Here is an 18916-nt window from a genome sequence, read left to right on the forward strand (position 1 = left end):
TTCCAGTATTTATTTCGATTTACACAAATATCAAGAAAATTTACCGAAACAATCTTAAATCTAGTGTAAAAACCGGTTACGAAAACGATAAAGTAATTATAGAAAATTCGTCGCTTAAAACCAGAATCCCAGGCTAAAAAACCAGTAACTTTCTTTATTTTCAGGTGAATAGGAATATTTTGCTTCCAGTGGTCCCATAAATGTTTCAATTCCGTAACCAATTCCGTAGCCATTATAATCGGGCATGCTCAACCAGTTTCCGGTGGTATACAGGTCATCTTCCACATTGGCAATATTGGCGCTGGCGATAATATGGTTTTTTCTGAAAAGCTCATAGTCGAACTCCAGTTGCGCCTTTATATAACTATCTGCGGAAAGGCTTAAGAAATCATAACCCAGGAAAGGTTTGAAATTATTGATAAAATCATTCCCGTAACCACCCAAAAAGAAATCGAGCACCTGGCTCTCATCGTTCCCTATCTTAAAACCGGTACCTGTACTTATTCGCGTCGTGAATTTGGGAAAAGGCTGGATAGCATAACCTAAACTTCCCTTTGCGATCGAGAACTCCGAAAAATCATTATTATAATCTGAAGAATACAGGTAAATATGAAAGTCTCCATCAAAACGAACTCCTTTTGTGGGGAAATATTTATTGTCGTATGAATCGAATTTCACGTATCCAAAGCCGCCGGCATAATGGTCATTTGCCAGAACCAGTTCCTGACTTTGGTTAATCGCATCGTTAAACGTATTACTGCTATACTTCATATATTTGTGTTCCACTCCTACACCTATTGAAAATACCTGCTGAAATAGTGATTCCACATAGATCTGATTGGTGAAATCTCTCACCGTAACTTCCAGCTCTCTTATATCCTGAAATTCGCTCAGACCTTCAGTATCTCTGATGCCATTCAATAGCAAGCCTTTATCAAAGGTGTTGTAACGAGAATTTATTCCGAAGCTCCAGTAAAAACCTTTATCCAGGTAATAGTTAAAATTGTAACGCAGGTTATCCCCCACGATAAGGTCCAGAGAAGCCACATCATTGGTAAATAGTAAACTCTTACGGGTAAGATTCACCAGTGCCCCACTTTTATAAAGTTCATCATAATGCAATCCCAGTCGCAATAGCATTTTGTTTTCACTTTCCTCGATCTGCATGGCAAGTACATAATTGCCATTTTCATCTTCGGGTATTAGCTGGTAATTAATTCTCTCAAAGTTACCGGTCGCAGAAAGGTTGTTAATTCCAATATTCAGATCCTCGAAGTTGTAAGTTTCTTCGTAATCAAGTTTTAATTTACCCTGCACATAAGCTCTGGGATAGGTGTTATTTCCTTCTACTGAAAGTGCACTAATATTAAAACTATCGATCTTTGGAACCGGTTTCCGAATTAATAAGCTATCATCTGGATCACTTAGCAATTTGAGTTTTTCCAGCATATTGTTTGCGGCCACAGCTCCTGAATCTATGATCGCCTGTCCTTTGTCAAAAGCCATGACCGAGAAAGAATTTACATTCGGTTTAATGTAAATATCGGTTTTTGGAGCTTTCTCCTTCATATCATTGATCGTGCGAAAATTTGAGATCTGACTCATAATTTCGAACACACTTCGTAATTTATCTCTTTTGACAAGACTATCCTGCACATCCACACCAATGATCACCTCAGCACCACGACGCCTTAATTCTTCGATCGGGTAATTATTAGCAACCCCGCCGTCTGTGAGCAATTGTCCGTCAATTTTTATGGGACTTAGAAGTGTTGGTATCGCGCCACTGGCTGAAATTGCTTTAGCCAGTGATCCACTATCCAGAATTACTTCGTCCCCGGTTTCTACATTGGCCGCAATACAGAAAAACGGGATGGGTAATTCACTAAAATCTTCCACGTCGCTTACATGAATGGTAAGTCTGGAAAGTAAATTGTAAATATTCTGACCTTTAAAAAGTCCGCTAGGAAATGAAATATCAAAATTGTCAAAAGGTAGCGTGATCGCGTATTTTTCTGAATCTTCCTTTTCATAGAAAGTTTTAGCCCGCCTTGGCAGGTTATCCTGAATTAGAATATCAAACTGTGTGGTTCTAAAAATAGAATCAAGTTCGCTGGCAGAATAGCCGGAAGCGTAGAGTCCGCCAATAATTGCTCCCATACTGGTACCTCCAATATAATCGATCTTGATCCCTTGCTCTTCAAGGGTTTTTAGCACACCTATATGGGCAAGACCTTTGGCACCACCTCCGCTTAATACAAGTCCAACCTTTGGCCTATCCTCTTCCTGGCAAATTGCTCCAAAGGAAATGAGTAGACTAAGGATGAAAAGATATTTACGCATTCTCTTTATGATAAAATTGATAAACGATGGTCGCCCGGGAAGCCCCGATCACGTCTGCAAGTTCCTTTTCGCTTGCCTCCCTAACTCTTTTAAGAGATCTGAAATTCTTCAGGAGTTCAATGACTGTTTTTTCGCCAATTCCAGCAATAGACTCAAGTTCGGTATTTAATGCGGTTTTACTTCTTTTATTCCGGTGAAAAGTAATTCCGAAGCGATGCGCCTCATTTCGTAACTGCTGAATGATCTTTAAAGATTCAGATTTTTTGTCCAGATATAAAGGTATGGAATCGCCGGGATAGTAGATCTCTTCCAGTCGTTTCGCGATTCCTATGATAGCGATCTTTCCGCGTAGACCTAAGGTATCCAGTGCCTTCACACCGCTGGAAAGCTGTCCTTTTCCTCCGTCTACGATTATTAATTGTGGAAGTGGTTCATCTTCATTAAGTAATCTTCGATAACGTCTAAAAACCACTTCTTCCATAGAAGCAAAATCGTCTGGTCCTTCTACGGTTTTGATATTGAATTTTCGATAATCCTTTTTGCTAGGTTTTCCATCCTTGAATACCACGCAGGCGGCAACCGGATTGGTTCCCTGTATATTAGAGTTATCGAAACATTCTATATGTCGAGGTTCCTCGCTAAGTCTAAGATCTTCTTTCATTTGCGCCATAATTCGGTTTACATGACGGTCTGGATCTATGATCTTCATTTGCTTAAATCGTTCCTGCCTGAAATATTTCGCATTTCGCTGGGACAACTCTACGATCTTCTTTTTATCGCCCAGTTTTGGAACCGTGATCTTCAGGTCTTCACCAACATCGACCTTAAAAGGCACATAGATCTCTGTAGATTTCGAGCTGAAGCGCTGCCTGATCTCCACAATGGCCAGTTCCAGCAATTCCCGGTCGCTTTCATCCAGCTTCTTTTTCATCTCGATGGTATGGGAGCGTATGATCGCACCGTGAGATAACTGCAGAAAATTCACATAGCCATAACCCTCATCACTTACTACGGAAAAAACATCTACATTATTAATTCGTGGATTTACCACGGTAGACTTGGATTGATAGTTCTCCAGAACATCGATCTTGATCTTGATACGCTGAGCATCTTCAAATTCCATATTCTCAGCATGCTCTTTCATTTGATTTCGAAAACGCTGAAGGGAATCCTTGAAATTACCTTTTACGATCTGGCGAATCGCTTCAATATTTCGATTATATTCTTCTTCAGGCTGCAAAGCTTCACAGGGTCCTTCACAATTACCAAGATGATATTCCAGGCAGACCTTATATTTCTCATTCCGAATCTTTTCTTCGGAAAGATCATAATTACAGGTTCTTAACTTGTATAATCCTTTGATTAGATCGAGTAGTGTGTTTACTGTTTTAAAGCTGGTAAAAGGCCCATAATATTCGCTGCCATCGCGAACCAGTTTTCTGGTGGGAAAAACTCGTGGAAACCGCTCATTTTTAATACAGATCCAGGGATAGGTTTTGTCATCCTTCAGCATCACATTGAATCTGGGCTGATGTTTCTTGATCAAGTTATTTTCCAGAAGCAGTGCATCGGTTTCTGAAGCAACCACGATATGTTTTATTTCATGGATCTTCTTGACCATGACTCCAATTCGATGGCTGTCATGTCGCTTGGTGAAATAAGAAGTCACCCTTTTCTTCAAATTCTTGGCTTTCCCTACGTATAGGATCTTTCCATTCTTATCGAAATATTGATAAACACCCGGGCTATTGGGCAAGGTTTTTAATTGTACGTCCAGAGCTGGCTTTTCCATTACCTCAAAAATAAACATTAAAATAAGCTCACTAAACCTTTTTTGGCTTCCGAAGTAAATTTTAAGAATATCGCTCTACGTATCAAAATATTGCATAATCTTTCGTTTACTTTGCACAGCTCCCAGACTTAGGGCATTTTAGTATATTGCATTATGGAGAAGATTGTGATCGGAAGATTTGACAAGGCAGATTTTCCTGCTTTACACCTCAACGACATCGCCATTAAAATTGATACAGGAGCTTACAGTTCCTCGATACATTGCGAGAATATCAAAGAAGTTGATGATGAACTGCATTGTACCTTTCTGGATGCTGAACATCCTTTATATAATGGCAGAGCTTTTATTTTTAAAGATTACGACATTGTATTTGTAAGAAGTAGTAACGGGATCATCCAGAAACGATATCTGGTGCGTACCAATATTAAACTCTTCGGAAAAGTATTTAAAATATCCTTATCGCTTTCAGACAGACAGGAAATGCGTTATCCGGTATTGATTGGAAGAAAGTTTTTAACCAAAAAATTTATAGTGGACACCGAGCTTGTCGATGTCTCGTTTAACCTGAAGTAATATGAAGATTAGAATATTATCCAGAAATCCCCGACTCTATTCTACAAGCCGACTGGTAGAAGCCGCTAAAAAGCGCAACCACGAGGTAGAAGTGATCGATCCTACAAAGTGTGACCTGGTTATAGAAAAGAAGAAACCAAGTATCTACTACAAAAACCATTTTCTGGATGATACTGATGCGGTAATTCCAAGAATTGGAGCTTCCGTTACTTTTTACGGTACTGCCGTAGTAAGACAATTTGAAATGATGGGCACATTTACCACGACTGAATCTCAGGCACTGGTAAGAAGCAGGGACAAATTAAGAAGTTTACAGATATTATCGAGAGCAAGACTTGGTTTACCTAAAACTGTGTTTACCAACTATTCGAAAGATGTGACTGAAATTCTGGATCATGTTGGTGGTGCCCCGGTAATCATCAAATTACTGGAAGGTACTCAGGGATTAGGAGTCGTACTGGCAGAAACTCAAAATGCTGCAGAATCTGTAATTGAAGCCTTTAACGGGCTACAGGCAAGAGTGATCGTACAGGAATTCATCAAAGAAGCTGGTGGAGCAGATATCCGGGCTTTTGTGGTAGATGGACAGGTTGTAGGTGCAATGAAAAGACAGGGGAAAGAAGGTGAGTTTAGATCGAATCTTCACCGTGGAGGATCAGCATCCATCATTCAATTAACAGATGAAGAGGAAAACGCAGCCATCAAAGCAGCGAAAGCAATGGCTCTTGGTGTAGCAGGTGTGGATATGCTGCAAAGTAGTCGTGGTCCTCTTATACTTGAAGTGAACAGCTCTCCTGGTCTGGAAGGAATTGAAGCAGCTACCGGAAAGGATATTGCCAAAACGATCATTAGATATATTGAACGAAACGTCTAACATATGCCGCGAATAGACAAGAACAATGTTCTTGAGATCCTGGGAGAAAAAGTACTGCCGGGTAAAAGAGCGACCATAAATTTTAATATGGCCAAGCTATACACTACCACTTCTGTGGAGGTGCCGGTCATTATTGAACGTTCCAAAAAACCGGGTCCAGTTGTGCTTCTAACTGCTGGAATTCATGGTGACGAGATCAATGGTGTGGAGATCGTAAGGCAGATCATTTCAAAAGGTATTAACAAACCTAAAGTGGGTACCGTCATTTGCATCCCGATCGTCAACATCTTCGGATTTTTGAATATGGCTCGTGAATTTCCTGATGGACGTGATCTTAATCGAGTATTCCCCGGAACAAAAAATGGGTCGCTGGCGAGTAGATTTGCCTATCAATTCGTAAAAAAAATACTACCAATAGCAGATTTTTGCCTGGACTTCCATACCGGAGGTGCTGCCAGGTTCAATGCACCACAAATACGGGTTAAAAAAGGCGACGAACAAAGTATTAAATATGCCAAGATCTTCAACGCTCCTTTTACCATACATTCCAAAACCATCACAAAATCTTACCGGGAAACCTGTTCTAAATTAGGCATTCCCGTTTTGTTATTTGAAGGTGGAAAATCCCTGGATTCCAATAAAGATGTAGCGAAAGTAGGTGTAGACGGCGCCATACGTATTCTTAGTCATCTGGAAATGCTGAATGATAAATTTGAATATCCAGAGGTAAAAAGAGATACTGTTCTTATCGAGAATAGTTCCTGGTTACGGGCTAAATATAGTGGTCTTCTACATGTCAAGATCCCATGTGGGAAACATGTTGAAAAAGGTGAGTATATCGCTACTATTACAGATCCCTACGGTAAGTTTAGCCATAAGATCAAAAGCAATAGCGAAGGTTACGTGATTAATATTAATGAATCCCCGATCGTTTATCAGGGTGATGCCATCTTTCACATATCCATGCAATCAAAGGTGCTTTTTGATGAAGAAGTCTGAAATCAGAAAGAAATTTAAGCTTTTACGCAGTCAGCTTGCTCAGGCAGATATCGAGAGCATGAGCATTGATATTGCGAATAGATGTCTTGAACTGCGCATCTGGGATGCACGATATTTTCATATTTTCCTGAGTATTGCTGAACAAAAGGAAGTAAATACAGAGTATTTGCTACATGTACTGCAGGGCAAAGACAAAGAGATCATTGTTCCCAAGTCTGATTTCGAAACTGGTGAGATGATTAATTACTTACTAACCGATCAAACAAGGATTGTTAAGAATCCATGGAATATTCCAGAACCGGTAGATGGAATCCAGATTGCTGCACAACAACTGGACGCTGTATTTATTCCTGTTCTGGCACTGGACAAAAGCGGACACAGAGTTGGCTACGGAAAAGGTTTTTACGATCGGTTTTTAAGTCGCTGCAAGAAAGACATCATTAAAATTGGAGTTTCCTTCTATGGCCCCGTAGATGAGATCAGTGATGTGTACACCAGTGACATCCCACTGGACTATTGCGTTACCCCAAACAGGATCTACGATTTCAGGAAAAAATAATTTTTGCTACAACTAGCTTAAAAATGTACATTTAACATTGCCAAAAGACCCTAATGCTTAGCGACCTTCAGTTAAACAGCATACTTCAGGATTTCGATATCGCCTATTGGAATATCAATCTCTTTTCCAAGGAGATTAGCTGGTCAGACCATTTCGGTAATCTTGTGGGTGATCCTAAGATAGAAGAAGATCGTTTTGAATTTTTTATCAATCATATTCTACATCCCGATTATCGTTACGATTTCAGAATCCATTTTGAAAAACTTATCGCTGATGATGAAACCTTCAAATTTGAGATCAAGCTGAAACTTGGGAATGGAAAGTATCGCTGGTTTGAATGCAAGAATCTAAAAAGCAAGGATAATTCCTTCAGGGAAACAGCGGTACTCCTTTTTGTAAATATCCACCAGACCAAGCGGGACCAGTACACGATCGAAGAAAACTTCTTCTACTATCGCGAGACTGCAGAAATGACTTCTACCGGAGGCTGGTATGTAGACACGATCAATAAGAATATTTACTGGGATGATGTAACTAAGAAAATTCTCGATTGCCCCCGGGATTTTCAACCTGCCTATGAAAAGCGGGAAACCTTCTATGCTGAAGAACATCATAACAGAATGAAATCTGCCTTTGATAAATGTGAGAACTTCGGGATTCCTTTTAAACTGGAATTAAAAATGATCTCCTTTCAGAATAGAGAATATTGGGTGCGATTAACAGGAAAACCAGTATATGATGACGATCAGCAGGTGATTGGAATAAGAGGAGTTTTACAGAACATCGATGAAAACAAAAACAATGAACTGAATCTTCAGAACTCGTTGGATATCATTGCTTCGCAAAACTCCCGACTTTTCAACTTTGCCCACATCGTTTCCCATCATTTAAGATCTCATAGTAGCAATTTGAGTCTTATCGTGGAATTGCTACGAGAGGCTAAAACCGATAGAGATAAACTGGATCTACTGGCCAATGTTGATGATGTTGCTGGCAACCTGGATTCTGCGATTTCAAGACTTAATAATATCGTTAGTGTTCAATGTTCGCTAAAGAAAGAGAGGGTTAAAATCAAATTTGAAGAGGCTCTGGAGATCGTTCTGGCATCGATATCATCACTCATTAATCGGGAAAATGCAAAAATCGTCGCTGAGTTTCAGGATTTGAAAGAAATTAGCTATATACCTGAGTATCTTGAAAGTATTTTATTAAATTTAATCACGAATGCGATTAGATATAAACAACCTGGTCGTAAACCGGTCATCTTTATCCAGACATATATTGAGAACGAAAAAGAATTTCTCGAGATAAGTGACAATGGAATGGGGATCGATCTTGACGAATATGGTGATAAAATGTTTGGAATGTACCGAACCTTTCATCATACCAGTCAGGAAGCAAAAGGTATTGGTTTATTCATTACCAAAAACCAGGTGGAAGCTCTAGGGGGAGCCATATCTGTTAGTAGTACTCTAGACATAGGGACTACGTTTAAAATAAAATTCTAGATCTATACAATGGGGCAGAAAGTAGAACTAGCGTGTATCATCGATGATGATAAGATATACGTGAACTTGGTTAAAAAGATCATAGAGATCAAAAAATTGTCAGAGAATCTTCTTATTTATAAGAATGGTAAGGAAGCATTGGATTATTTCAAAAATTCCATGTCTTCTGTGACCCATGAGGATTTGCTTCCAGATATCATATTCCTGGATCTTAACATGCCCGTAATGGATGGCTGGGAGTTCTTAAATGAATTTCTGAAGATCAAGAACAACCTGAATAAAAAGATCACTCTTTACGTGGTTAGCTCTTCAATAGACCCTCGGGATCTGGAGAGAGTGAAATCATTTAATATGGTTACAGATTATCTAATAAAACCTATCGAACTTAAAAAGTTCGAAAAGATCTTCGATAAAACTGCTGCCTGATCTTATTCTTCTTCCTTCGGAAATGCTTTTTTATTAAATATCAAAAGTAAAGCTACACCAACGCTAATTGCAGAATCTGCTATATTGAATACGGGTTCAAAGAATGTGAAGTACTCTCCACCCCAGAATGGGATCCAACCTGGCAAATAACCTTTCCACAGAGGGAAATAAAGCATGTCTACCACCTTCCCGTAGAATATCGAACTATAGCCACCGGCTTCAGGTAAAAAACTTGCTACATGACCGTAGCTATCGTCAAAGATGATTCCGTAGAAAACAGAATCAATGATATTTCCAAAGGCGCCGGCAAAGATAAGCGCGATAGAAACGATCAATACTCTAGATCCATTCTTTCTAACTGCATCCCATAACCAGTATCCAATTCCAACTATAGCAGCCAATCTGAAAAGCGTTAGGGCTAACTTACCATACTCCCCTGGAATCTTGGTTCCCCAGGCCATTCCTTCGTTCTCAACGAATAGAATACTAAACCAGTCGAAAACCTCGATCTCTTCACCCAGTGCAAAATGTGTTTTGATATAAATTTTGGAGATCTGATCTATTAATAAGATCAGGAAAATGATGATTCCAGCTTTTTTAAGCGACATGGTTGATTTTTAATTGAAACGCACCAAAAATACTAATATTATTTAGTTTTTAGCACCAATATATTGCCGTCTATGGACTTAAGTTTTATAGGATTTCTACCACTGAAATGTTCCGGGATCTCCACCTTACCATTCCTGCTTACCGCCTCTACAAGACCAGAGGCTGTTTCAACCCGAATATTACCATCATAAGTATTAATGGTGGCATTTCCAGCAAATTCTCTCAGGTTGCAATAGCCATCTTTTAGATTCGCTGTTAGCTGGCTGAAGGAACCAAATGTAATTAAGGAAGCAATATTGGAGTCTACAGAAATTTCAAGATCCTTTGGAATCTCCAGTTCCAGCTCTAAAGAAAAGACCTTATGTGCACTTAATTTATCAAAGCCTCCGGTAAGTTCCTGGGGATAGCTCGTTTTTATGCTCAAATTGCCATCATCGACTTTCGTCTGAACAAGTATCTGATTAAAGTATTCACCTTCAGAGTGAGTAATGAGCCTGATCCTGTCTGTATTGGTAGCGGTAATAGTAATTTTGAAAACCTCGTTGGTAAGTATATCGATGGATTCAATCCCGGCGGCATTGAAGATCTCACGGGTGTCTCGCTGGACATGCAAAGACATGTTCGTACAGAAAAGAATCAGCAGACAAAATTTCTTCAACATCTTCCTTCAGTAAAAATAAAACGTCCGGAAATTGTTCCGGACGTTTGTTTGTATTGCTTAGCGCTGCATATTTTTTGCTTCAATGCTTAAAGTTGCATGCGGCACCAATAACAGTCTTTCTTTGGCAATAAGCTTCCCGGTAACTCTGCAAATACCGTACGTCTTGTTTTCGATCCTGTTCAGGGCGTTCTTAAGATCCCGAATGAACTTCTCCTGCCTGATGGCTAGTTGAGAGTTAGCCTCCTTGCTCATAGTTTCACTTCCTTCTTCGAAAGCTTTGAATGTTGGAGAGGTATCATCTGTTCCGTTATTCCCGTCATTCTTATAAGCAGACTGGTAGTTGGACAACTGCTCCTGTGCTTTTTCGATCTTGGATTTGATCAAAGCCTTGAACTCGGCTAGATCTGCATCGCTGTAGCGTTCTTTTACGTCTGTAGACATGGCTTAATGTTTTTTAATGAACATTTTAGTGGCGACATTATCAAATTCAACATCTGCACCTTCTTCCACCACCTCTGCAAAATCGAGGTTTGCAGTTAATGTTTCGGTTTTAATATAGGTTATATTATCGTTCACGGCATCCTCGATCATGCCGTCCTTTTGTAGGGTAACATCTATTATATCAGTTACTTCAAAGCCTGAATCTTTTCGGAGGTTCTGGATCCTGTTTACCAGTTCCCTGGCAACACCTTCCCTTTTCAACTCCTCACTGATACTAACATCCAGTGCCACAGTTAGATTACCACTGCTGGCTACTAACCATCCTTCTATATCCTGAGAGCTTATTTCTACCTCAGCGAGTGACAAATTAACCATTTTTTCGTTAATGTTTAATTCAATCTCTCCTTCTCTCTCGATCTTTGCGATGTCTTCTGCGGAAAAATTATTAACTGCATTGACAATCAGCTTTATATCCTTACCAAATCTTGGGCCAAGAACTCGGAAGTTAGGTTTTACCTGCTTTACCAGAAGTCCTGAAGCATCATCTATAAGCTCGATCTCCTTCACATTTACTTCAGACTTTATGAGGTCTGCAACCGCTTCAATTTCATGCTTCTGAGTATCGTCAAGTACTGGAATCATTACTCTTTGAAGAGGTTGACGTACTTTGATCATTTCCTTCTTCCGCAGCGAAAGTACAAGGGAAGAGATCGTCTGCGCTTTCTTCATCTTGTGCTCCAAGGATTTATCAACAAATTCTGGTTGATAAACCGGGAATTCTGCAATATGAATTGATTCTGAAGTATCCTTTCCTGTCGCGTTATTTAAATCTCTGAAAAGCCTGTCCATAAAGAATGGTGCTACCGGTGCTCCCAGCTTGGCTACAGTCTCCATACAGGTGTACAAAGTCTGGTAAGCTGAAATCTTATCCTGCTCGTAATCACCTTTCCAGAAGCGTCTTCTGCTCAAACGCACAAACCAGTTGCTCAGATTCTCCTGAACGAATTCTGAAATGGCCCGCGTTGCTTTTGTTGGCTCATATTCAGCATAGAACTTATCTACCTTCTGAATAAGTGTGTGCAGTTCTGATAAAATCCAGCGATCTATTTCAGGTCTCGTATCAAGATCTACGTCTGCTTCAGCATACGTAAAACCGTCTATGTTTGCGTACAGTGTAAAGAACGAATAGGTGTTGTATAAGGTTCCGAAGAATTTACGCTGAACCTCTCCAATACCTTCAATATCAAATTTTAAATTATCCCATGGATTTGCATTAGAGATCATATACCATCTCGTAGCATCTGGTCCGTAAACAGCCAGAGTCTCAAATGGGTCTGCTGCATTTCCAAGACGTTTGGACATTTTTTGCCCGTTCTTATCAAGTACAAGTCCGTTAGAAACAACGTTCTTATAGGCAACATCATCAAAGATCATGGTTGCGATCGCATGCAGCGTATAGAACCATCCACGGGTCTGGTCTACACCTTCAGCAATAAAATCTGCCTTACGCCATTCATCTTCGACTTTCTCCTTATTCTCGAATGGATAATGCCACTGTGAGTAAGGCATGGAACCGGAATCAAACCAAACATCGATAAGGTCTGCTTCACGTTTCATAGGTTTTCCTGAATCTGAAACCAGGGTAATCGTGTCTACCACATTCTTATGAAGATCTACTTTTTCGTAGTTCTCTTCACTCATGTCACCAGCTACAAAATCTGAAAATATATCTTTTTCCAGCACTCCGGCCTCAACGGCTTTCGCCATCTCCTCCTTTAATTGCGCTACAGATCCAATCACCTTCACATCCTTGCCATCATCGGTTCGCCAGATAGGTAATGGAATACCCCAATACCGGCTACGGCTAAGGTTCCAGTCATTTGCATTGGCCAGCCAGTTTCCAAATCTTCCTTCACCAGTAGACTTTGGCTTCCAGTTGATGCTCTGGTTAAGCTCATGCATTCTGTCCTTGAACTCGGTTACTTTGATAAACCATGAGTCCAGTGGGTAATATAAAATTGGCTTATCTGTTCTCCAGCAATTTGGGTAGCTGTGAACATATTTTTCAACTTTAAAAGCCCTGTTCTCTTCTTTTAATTTAATGGCCAGCTCAACATCTACAGACTTCTCAGGTGCCTGCCCGTCCTCATAATATTCATTTTTTACATACTTCCCGGCAAACTCTCCCAACTCTGGTCTGAATTTACCCTGAAGATCCACCAATGGTACCAAATTGCCATTATCATCCTTTACAAGAAGTGGCGGCACCTCCGGAGAAGCCTGTTTTGCTACCAGCGCATCGTCTGCCCCAAAAGTTGGAGAGGTATGCACGATTCCCGTACCATCTTCAGTGGTCACGAAATCTCCCGCGATCACACGGAAAGCATTCTCTGGATTGTCGTTAGGTTGCGCATAATCCAAAAGCTGCTCGTATTTGATTTCAACAAGGTCTTTTCCTGTAAAACCTTCGCCTATTAAATATGGGATCTTTTTGTCGCCTTCAGAATAAGTTTTAAGCTCTTCTTCCGAATAAACCTTGGTGAATTTTTTATCAAATTGTTTTTCAGCCAGATCTTTCGCCACGATGATCGTGATTGGCTCAAATGTATATTGATTATATGTTTTTACGCTTACATACTGGATCTTAGGTCCAACAGTAAGTGCAGTGTTCGATGGTAAAGTCCAGGGTGTGGTAGTCCATGCGATCAGGAAAGCTCCTTCCAGGCCAGCGCCAACCGGTGCAGCAGAGGAGTCTGTGATCTTAAACATCGCCGTTACCGTAGTATCAGTAACATCCTGGTAAGTTCCCGGCTGATTAAGCTCATGAGAACTTAAACCTGTTCCAGCTTTTGGAGAATACGGCTGAATGGTATAGCCCTTGTAAATAAGATCTTTCTTATATATTTCTGAAAGCAACCACCATACAGTTTCCATATATTTGGACTTGTATGTGATATATGGATCTGTCATATCGACCCAGTAACCCATTTTTTTGGTAAGATCGTTCCAGACATCGGTGTAACGCATGACGGCATTTTTACATGCCACGTTATATTTCTCAACACTAATTTTTGTTCCAATATCCTCTTTGGTGATTCCAAGCTCTTTTTCCACGCCAAGTTCGATAGGAAGACCATGAGTATCCCAACCTGCTTTACGTTTAACCTGAAACCCTTTTTGAGTTTTGTAACGACAAAAAATATCTTTAATAGAACGGGCCATCACATGGTGAATACCAGGTAAGCCGTTTGCAGATGGAGGTCCTTCGAAAAAGATGTAAGATTCCTTACCTTCGCGAGAACTTATACTCTTTTCGAAAATATCATTCTCTTCCCAGTAATTAAGAATTTCTTCGGCCACTTTAGGCAGGTCAAGACCTTTATATTCAGGGAATTTTGCACTCATTTTCTCCTATTTTCAAATGATATGCGAAAATAAGGATTTTTAACAAAAGATGATATTATTCTAAGATTAAATACATGTACACTCAGGATCAATTAATTCTGAAATATGAAAGCAGATAAGCTCTTAAAAATTATAGCTCAGGGCTATGATCAAATTTCTACCTGCTGCAGCAATTCCTGAAGAATAGGTGCGGTATCGCTGGTTGGTTATATTTTCGAGAGAAACCGTAGCCAGCCAATTAGGGTTGAGACGGTATTGACCTGTTAAATTAAGTGTATACCAGGCTGGTGAATATGGATTTCCATTCGAATCTGTAGCATATAAATAAGCTTTATCCTGCTCTCCCGGAGCAAGATCTTCAAAGTCAAATTCACCATTGTACTCTGCAAATAGGTCAAGTTTTAGTTTTCGCTTGTTCCAGACCAGATGCGTACTACCAAACATTGGTGCTGCATGTCTCAAGGGCACATATTCCCCACCATCATTTTCTTCTCCATAGGTATAGCTAAACTGAGAGTTCATACGCAAGGCAACCGAAAAATCTATTTCCAGTCCAGCTTCCAGTCCATAAACATAAGCGTTGGCAGCATTTTGTATGGCCTGTACACGACTAGGTTCGCCCTGGTAATCGATCTCGGTTACACCACCCAGATCATAATCTCTTCGAACCATCGCATCATCGAGGTACGTATAATAAGCGGTTAGCCCAAGACGAAGATTATCGCTGAAATTGAAGTCGGCTCCAAGTTCTGCATTATAGGCATATTCCGACTTCAGGTTTGGATTTGGAACTACGACAGATCCTGGTTCAGAATCAAATATTTTACCAATATCATCAATATTAGGAGCACGAAAAGCGGTAGAAAGTCCCAGTCGCCAGCCTACAAAGTGATTTTGACGCCAGTTAAGTCCAAGACTTCCGGTAAGTGCCCCAGTACTGATATTTGCTTCCTCAAAAGGAAAATCATAGAAACGATCCTCAAATTTTGCGTCCACCAGGATATGATTGTAGCGTAGACCCGACTGCAAAGAAAGATCTTCACTTATTTTCCACTGATAGCTCGAATATACCGCCATGGACTGCCATTTTGAGTCATCTGGATACCTGCTCGCTGTATCTCCGGTTTCTCCAATCTGAATATTTCTGAAGGCTCCTTCGGAAGCAACCGAATTAAGTACATATTCGAAACCATAGAACAACTTGCTCTCAGACAAAGACTTTTCGAAATCCAGATTTGCTGAATAAGCATCTACATTTTCTTCCGTAGAGTAAAGGAAAGGCTCTCCAAAATCCCGATCATTTCTACTCTCACCAAAATACTGATAAGCACCTGTAAACTGAACTTTATCATAAAATTCTGAACGGCTGCGATGATTGATCTTCAAGTTTCCAAGAAACCAGGTTTGCGGACCATAATACCATTCTGAAGCACGCAAAACACCATCTTTCTTGCGGTAAAGTCGGTCAAATCTTGGAAAATCGGAAGTCTGGGAATAAACAAGTCCGATATTAAAATCCCAGTCTTTGGATGGCATATATTTCACCTTTTGCAAGAGGTTGATCTGGTCATATCCTGTTGGCTTTTGAACCAGCGGATCTGGATTCTCCACCATCACATCGATGCCGTTCTGCCTTTCAGCATAATCAGGTTGCAGATAGTCGTCTGGACCATGTTCTCCCATCTTAAGATCTCCAAAATCTGAATAAGTGATCCCGGTTCTAAAAGCCCAGTTTTCACGTCCTACATTCACATCTGCATGTACGGTATTTTCGTTATTTGCCGTGGCAAAACGAGTATATATAGAGCCTGAAACAGAAGAGTCACCGGTAAAACTAAAATCTGGCTGCAGTGTATAAAAATTCATCACCCCGCCAATAGCATCACTACCGTAAACAACAGAACCGGGACCAAGAATAACTTCGGCATTCTCTACCATTAATGGATCTACGGAGATCACATTCTGAAGATTCCCACTTCGGAAAATAGCAGAATTCATACGAACTCCATCCACGGTAAGCAATAATCTGTTGGTTGAAAAACCTCTTATCATGGGACTTCCACCGCCTAACTGACTCTTTTGTACAAAAACCTGCCCTGTACTTTCCAGTAGATCTGCTGAGGTTTGAGGATTTGCCATTAAAATTTCAGAAGGAACGATGCTTACGATCTTCTGCGGAATTTCATCTTTCTTCAGCTTAAATCGCGCTGCCGATAGTGTGATCTGTTCGAGCTGATTTTCACCCGGTTCGAGAACAACGATACTGTTATTCTGAAGGATCTCTCTTTTCCTGCGATACACTTCTTTATAGGAAACCGACTTAAAAATAATCACTTCGGTATCTGAAAAATTAGTGATAATCGCCACTCCTTCAATATCTGAAATAGTATATTTTGACTGATCCTGATTGTAAATGGCCACCCCGGAAACAGGTTCACCGGTATCACTATCCAGGATTCTGATCTCCTGTGCTGACAGATGGAAATAAGAAAGAAAGAAAAATAGAACTAAGAGTCCTGACCGCATTTATCCAAAAATTTCATTTAACACTCCAAGAGACTTCGGTTTACGAAAACCTTCTATATGCAGCTCAAAATAAAGAAGAAGCATTTTCAGGAAATCTGTTCGTGAAGCCTGGTTCAATTTTATACTCGATAAGGCATCAAATTCGGTGCCTAATAAATTTTTCAGCAAATCTACAGTATTACCTTCTATACAATAGTCATTCGTTGGAATTTCCTGGAAAACTCCATCGAGCATATTAAAGTATTCAGCTTCTGAAGTAGAATTTTGAGGCTGGAACCCAAGATACCTTGTAAGTTGAAGTAGGAATAATAAATGGAAATTGGCAACTTTTTCAGCAGCATCAAGATATTGCAGACTATACTCAAGGAAATGGAACAGCGCTTCGTTGTTTTCTTCTTCTCTGATACTATTTTTAAGAACTTCAGCCAGGAACATGACCAGCGCCTGTTTGACTGGATGTGTGTGCAAGCTTTGGTAATTCGCATTCACTTTTGCTTCTTTCAAATACTCCAGTTTCCCTGTATTTTTATGATTGGCTACGATATCCAGCTGAGTAAGACTCTGGAACATGGAAGCTTTAAACTTACCCCGGCGACTCTTAAGCACTCCTTTCAACATATAGGTTCTAAGACCGTCAGACAGCGTATAAAGCTTTACGATAAGATCTGCCTCCCCATATTTTAATGCACTGATCACGATCGCTTTGGTATGCACCAGCATGCTAAAAGAATTTGGGGGCAATGTATAAAAAAAGCCGCTTTTCAGCGGCTTTAGTATTATTTTTTGTATGCTTAACTATACAACACCCTGTGCTAGCATAGCGTCTGCTACCTTTACAAATCCTGCAATGTTCGCTCCTTTTACGTAGTCTACGTAACCATCCTCAGTAGTACCATATTCTACACATTTTTCATGAATATCGTTCATAATCTCGTGAAGTTTTTTATCTACTTCTTCTGAAGTCCAGTTATAACGCATGGAATTTTGAGACATTTCCAGTCCTGAAGTTGCAACACCACCGGCGTTAGAAGCCTTTCCTGGTGAGAACAATATCTTTTCTTTATGGAAAACCTCGATTGCTTCAGGAGTACATGGCATATTAGCCCCTTCTCCTACGCACATACAGCCATTACTGACCAATGCCTGAGCATCTTCTTTATCTAATTCATTCTGAGTTGCACATGGCAATGCGATATCACATTTAATATCCCATGGAGTTTTACCTTCGTGATATTCAGCTCCAGAATATTGATCTACATATTCACTAATTCTACCACGTCTCTCATTTTTAAGTTCCATGATAAACTGAAGTTTATCTGCATCAATACCATCTTTATCGTAGATGAATCCTCCAGAATCTGACATGGTAACTACTTTAGCTCCAAGCTGAGTAGCTTTTTCCGCAGCATACTGTGCAACGTTTCCAGCACCTGAGATTACTATGGTTTTACCCTCTAGCTTCTCTCCTTTTGTTTTCAGCATATTTTGAGCGAAGTATACGTTCCCGTATCCTGTAGCTTCAGGTCTAATCAAAGAACCACCGTAGCTAAGGCCTTTACCGGTCAAAATTCCTGTAAACTCATTCTGAATTCTTTTGTACTGGCCAAACATGAAACCTATCTCACGAGCACCAACGCCAATATCACCAGCTGGTACATCAGCATTAGCACCAATGTGCCTTTGTAATTCAGTCATAAAGCTCTGGCAGAAACGCATCACTTCATTATTAGATTTTCCTTTCGGGTCAAAGTCTGAACCACCTTTACCACCACCCATAGGAAGTGTTGTAAGGCTATTTTTAAAAGTCTGCTCAAACGCAAGAAACTTAAGAATACTAAGGTTTACCGATGGATGAAAACGCAAACCTCCCTTGTATGGTCCAATTGCTGAGTTCATCTGGATTCTGAATCCACGATTCACCTGTATATCCCCGTTATCATCAAGCCAAGGCACTCTAAACATCACAACCCTTTCTGGCTCCACCATACGCTCCAGAAGCATTTTGTTCTGGTATTTTTTATTATTTTCAATAAAAGGAATTACGGTTTCAGCCACCTCGTGAACAGCCTGCATAAATTCTGGCTCGTTCTGGTTTCTGGTTGACACCTTTTCCAGGAAATTTTTGACATTTTTTTCCATAATGACTGGCGCTATTATTAAATTATAAATTTTTTGTCCAAATTATGCAGCAAATATAAAT

Annotated in this window: 15 protein-coding genes; 6 read left to right on the plus strand and 9 right to left on the minus strand. The window is 40.1% G+C overall.

Annotated features, from left to right (window positions below):
* Positions 1–114 precede the first annotated feature (114 nt).
* Both ACSHZO_RS07015 and uvrC read right to left on the minus strand, forming a co-directional pair.
* On the minus strand, positions 115–2343 hold the full coding sequence (locus ACSHZO_RS07015) for a patatin-like phospholipase family protein (protein WP_298246814.1): 2229 nt from the start codon (positions 2341–2343) through the stop codon (positions 115–117).
* Complete coding sequence (uvrC, locus tag ACSHZO_RS07020) at positions 2336–4135, minus strand: excinuclease ABC subunit UvrC (RefSeq protein ID WP_298246815.1); 1800 nt, start codon at positions 4133–4135, stop codon at positions 2336–2338. The genes ACSHZO_RS07015 and uvrC overlap by 8 nt, the downstream gene beginning before the upstream one ends.
* Before the next feature lie 153 nt (positions 4136–4288).
* Between uvrC and ACSHZO_RS07025 the strand changes: the two genes are divergently transcribed.
* Genes ACSHZO_RS07025 through ACSHZO_RS07050 form a run of 6 tightly spaced genes read left to right on the plus strand, consistent with a single transcriptional unit; the run spans position 4289 to position 9074 of the window.
* On the plus strand, positions 4289–4708 hold the full coding sequence (locus ACSHZO_RS07025; protein ID WP_298246816.1) for an ATP-dependent zinc protease family protein: 420 nt from the start codon (positions 4289–4291) through the stop codon (positions 4706–4708).
* Between the two features lies 1 nt (position 4709).
* Positions 4710–5582: a 30S ribosomal protein S6--L-glutamate ligase gene (rimK, locus tag ACSHZO_RS07030; RefSeq protein ID WP_295178420.1), complete on the plus strand. Its 873-nt coding sequence runs from the start codon at positions 4710–4712 to the stop codon at positions 5580–5582.
* A gap of 3 nt (positions 5583–5585) precedes the next feature.
* On the plus strand, positions 5586–6581 hold the full coding sequence (locus ACSHZO_RS07035) for a succinylglutamate desuccinylase/aspartoacylase family protein (RefSeq protein ID WP_298246817.1): 996 nt from the start codon (positions 5586–5588) through the stop codon (positions 6579–6581).
* A complete protein-coding gene (locus ACSHZO_RS07040) occupies positions 6568–7140 on the plus strand; it encodes a 5-formyltetrahydrofolate cyclo-ligase (protein WP_298246818.1) in 573 nt (190 codons plus the stop codon). Before ACSHZO_RS07035 ends, ACSHZO_RS07040 begins: the two co-directional genes overlap by 14 nt.
* Positions 7141–7193: 53 nt before the next feature.
* Entirely contained in the window at positions 7194–8648 is a 1455-nt protein-coding gene (locus ACSHZO_RS07045; protein WP_298246819.1) for a PAS domain-containing sensor histidine kinase, read from the plus strand.
* A 9-nt stretch (positions 8649–8657) separates the two neighbouring features.
* Positions 8658–9074: a response regulator gene (locus tag ACSHZO_RS07050; protein ID WP_141876531.1), complete on the plus strand. Its 417-nt coding sequence runs from the start codon at positions 8658–8660 to the stop codon at positions 9072–9074.
* 2 nt (positions 9075–9076) lie between these two features.
* Here the strand turns inward: ACSHZO_RS07050 and ACSHZO_RS07055 are convergent, their stop codons facing one another.
* The 7 genes from ACSHZO_RS07055 to gdhA all read right to left on the minus strand — a co-directional run bounded on the left by ACSHZO_RS07055 (position 9077) and on the right by gdhA (position 18855).
* Positions 9077–9682, minus strand: coding sequence for a lipoprotein signal peptidase (locus tag ACSHZO_RS07055; RefSeq protein WP_295178431.1), 606 nt, complete (start codon positions 9680–9682; stop codon positions 9077–9079).
* 38 nt (positions 9683–9720) lie between these two features.
* Positions 9721–10302 (minus strand): hypothetical protein, encoded by a 582-nt coding sequence (locus ACSHZO_RS07060; protein WP_298593592.1) that lies wholly within the window; start codon positions 10300–10302, stop codon positions 9721–9723.
* 99 nt (positions 10303–10401) lie between these two features.
* Positions 10402–10785 carry a TraR/DksA family transcriptional regulator gene (locus ACSHZO_RS07065; RefSeq protein ID WP_026914778.1) on the minus strand — a complete coding sequence of 128 codons (384 nt, stop codon included), beginning with the start codon at positions 10783–10785 and terminating at the stop codon, positions 10402–10404.
* Positions 10786–10788: 3 nt separating this feature from the next.
* Positions 10789–14190, minus strand: coding sequence for an isoleucine--tRNA ligase (gene ileS, locus ACSHZO_RS07070; protein WP_298246821.1), 3402 nt, complete (start codon positions 14188–14190; stop codon positions 10789–10791).
* 123 nt (positions 14191–14313) lie between these two features.
* A complete protein-coding gene (locus tag ACSHZO_RS07075) occupies positions 14314–16716 on the minus strand; it encodes a TonB-dependent receptor plug domain-containing protein (protein WP_298246822.1) in 2403 nt (800 codons plus the stop codon).
* Complete coding sequence (recO, locus tag ACSHZO_RS07080) at positions 16717–17436, minus strand: DNA repair protein RecO (RefSeq protein WP_298246823.1); 720 nt, start codon at positions 17434–17436, stop codon at positions 16717–16719. It lies immediately after the preceding gene.
* A gap of 75 nt (positions 17437–17511) precedes the next feature.
* Positions 17512–18855, minus strand: a complete 1344-nt coding sequence (gene gdhA / locus ACSHZO_RS07085; protein ID WP_298246824.1) for an NADP-specific glutamate dehydrogenase — start codon at positions 18853–18855, stop codon at positions 17512–17514.
* Positions 18856–18916 lie beyond the last annotated feature (61 nt).

Origin of the sequence: Christiangramia sp. 3-2217-3z (assembly GCF_051195275.1) — a bacterium.
Classification (GTDB): Bacteria; Bacteroidota; Bacteroidia; order Flavobacteriales; family Flavobacteriaceae; genus Christiangramia; species Christiangramia marina.

Bases quoted from the DNA above. Each gene is read 5' to 3' on its own strand.
- ACSHZO_RS07015 (WP_298246814.1), bottom strand. From the start codon at position 2,343: ATGCGTAAATATCTTTTCATCCTTAGTCTACTCATTTCCTTTGGAGCA.
- uvrC (WP_298246815.1), bottom strand. From the start codon at position 4,135: ATGGAAAAGCCAGCTCTGGACGTACAATTAAAAACCTTGCCCAATAGC.
- ACSHZO_RS07025 (WP_298246816.1), top strand. From the start codon at position 4,289: ATGGAGAAGATTGTGATCGGAAGATTTGACAAGGCAGATTTTCCTGCT.
- rimK (WP_295178420.1), top strand. From the start codon at position 4,710: ATGAAGATTAGAATATTATCCAGAAATCCCCGACTCTATTCTACAAGC.
- ACSHZO_RS07035 (WP_298246817.1), top strand. From the start codon at position 5,586: ATGCCGCGAATAGACAAGAACAATGTTCTTGAGATCCTGGGAGAAAAA.
- ACSHZO_RS07040 (WP_298246818.1), top strand. From the start codon at position 6,568: ATGAAGAAGTCTGAAATCAGAAAGAAATTTAAGCTTTTACGCAGTCAG.
- ACSHZO_RS07045 (WP_298246819.1), top strand. From the start codon at position 7,194: ATGCTTAGCGACCTTCAGTTAAACAGCATACTTCAGGATTTCGATATC.
- ACSHZO_RS07050 (WP_141876531.1), top strand. From the start codon at position 8,658: ATGGGGCAGAAAGTAGAACTAGCGTGTATCATCGATGATGATAAGATA.
- ACSHZO_RS07055 (WP_295178431.1), bottom strand. From the start codon at position 9,682: ATGTCGCTTAAAAAAGCTGGAATCATCATTTTCCTGATCTTATTAATA.
- ACSHZO_RS07060 (WP_298593592.1), bottom strand. From the start codon at position 10,302: ATGTCTTTGCATGTCCAGCGAGACACCCGTGAGATCTTCAATGCCGCC.
- ACSHZO_RS07065 (WP_026914778.1), bottom strand. From the start codon at position 10,785: ATGTCTACAGACGTAAAAGAACGCTACAGCGATGCAGATCTAGCCGAG.
- ileS (WP_298246821.1), bottom strand. From the start codon at position 14,190: ATGAGTGCAAAATTCCCTGAATATAAAGGTCTTGACCTGCCTAAAGTG.
- ACSHZO_RS07075 (WP_298246822.1), bottom strand. From the start codon at position 16,716: ATGCGGTCAGGACTCTTAGTTCTATTTTTCTTTCTTTCTTATTTCCAT.
- recO (WP_298246823.1), bottom strand. From the start codon at position 17,436: ATGCTGGTGCATACCAAAGCGATCGTGATCAGTGCATTAAAATATGGG.
- gdhA (WP_298246824.1), bottom strand. From the start codon at position 18,855: ATGGAAAAAAATGTCAAAAATTTCCTGGAAAAGGTGTCAACCAGAAAC.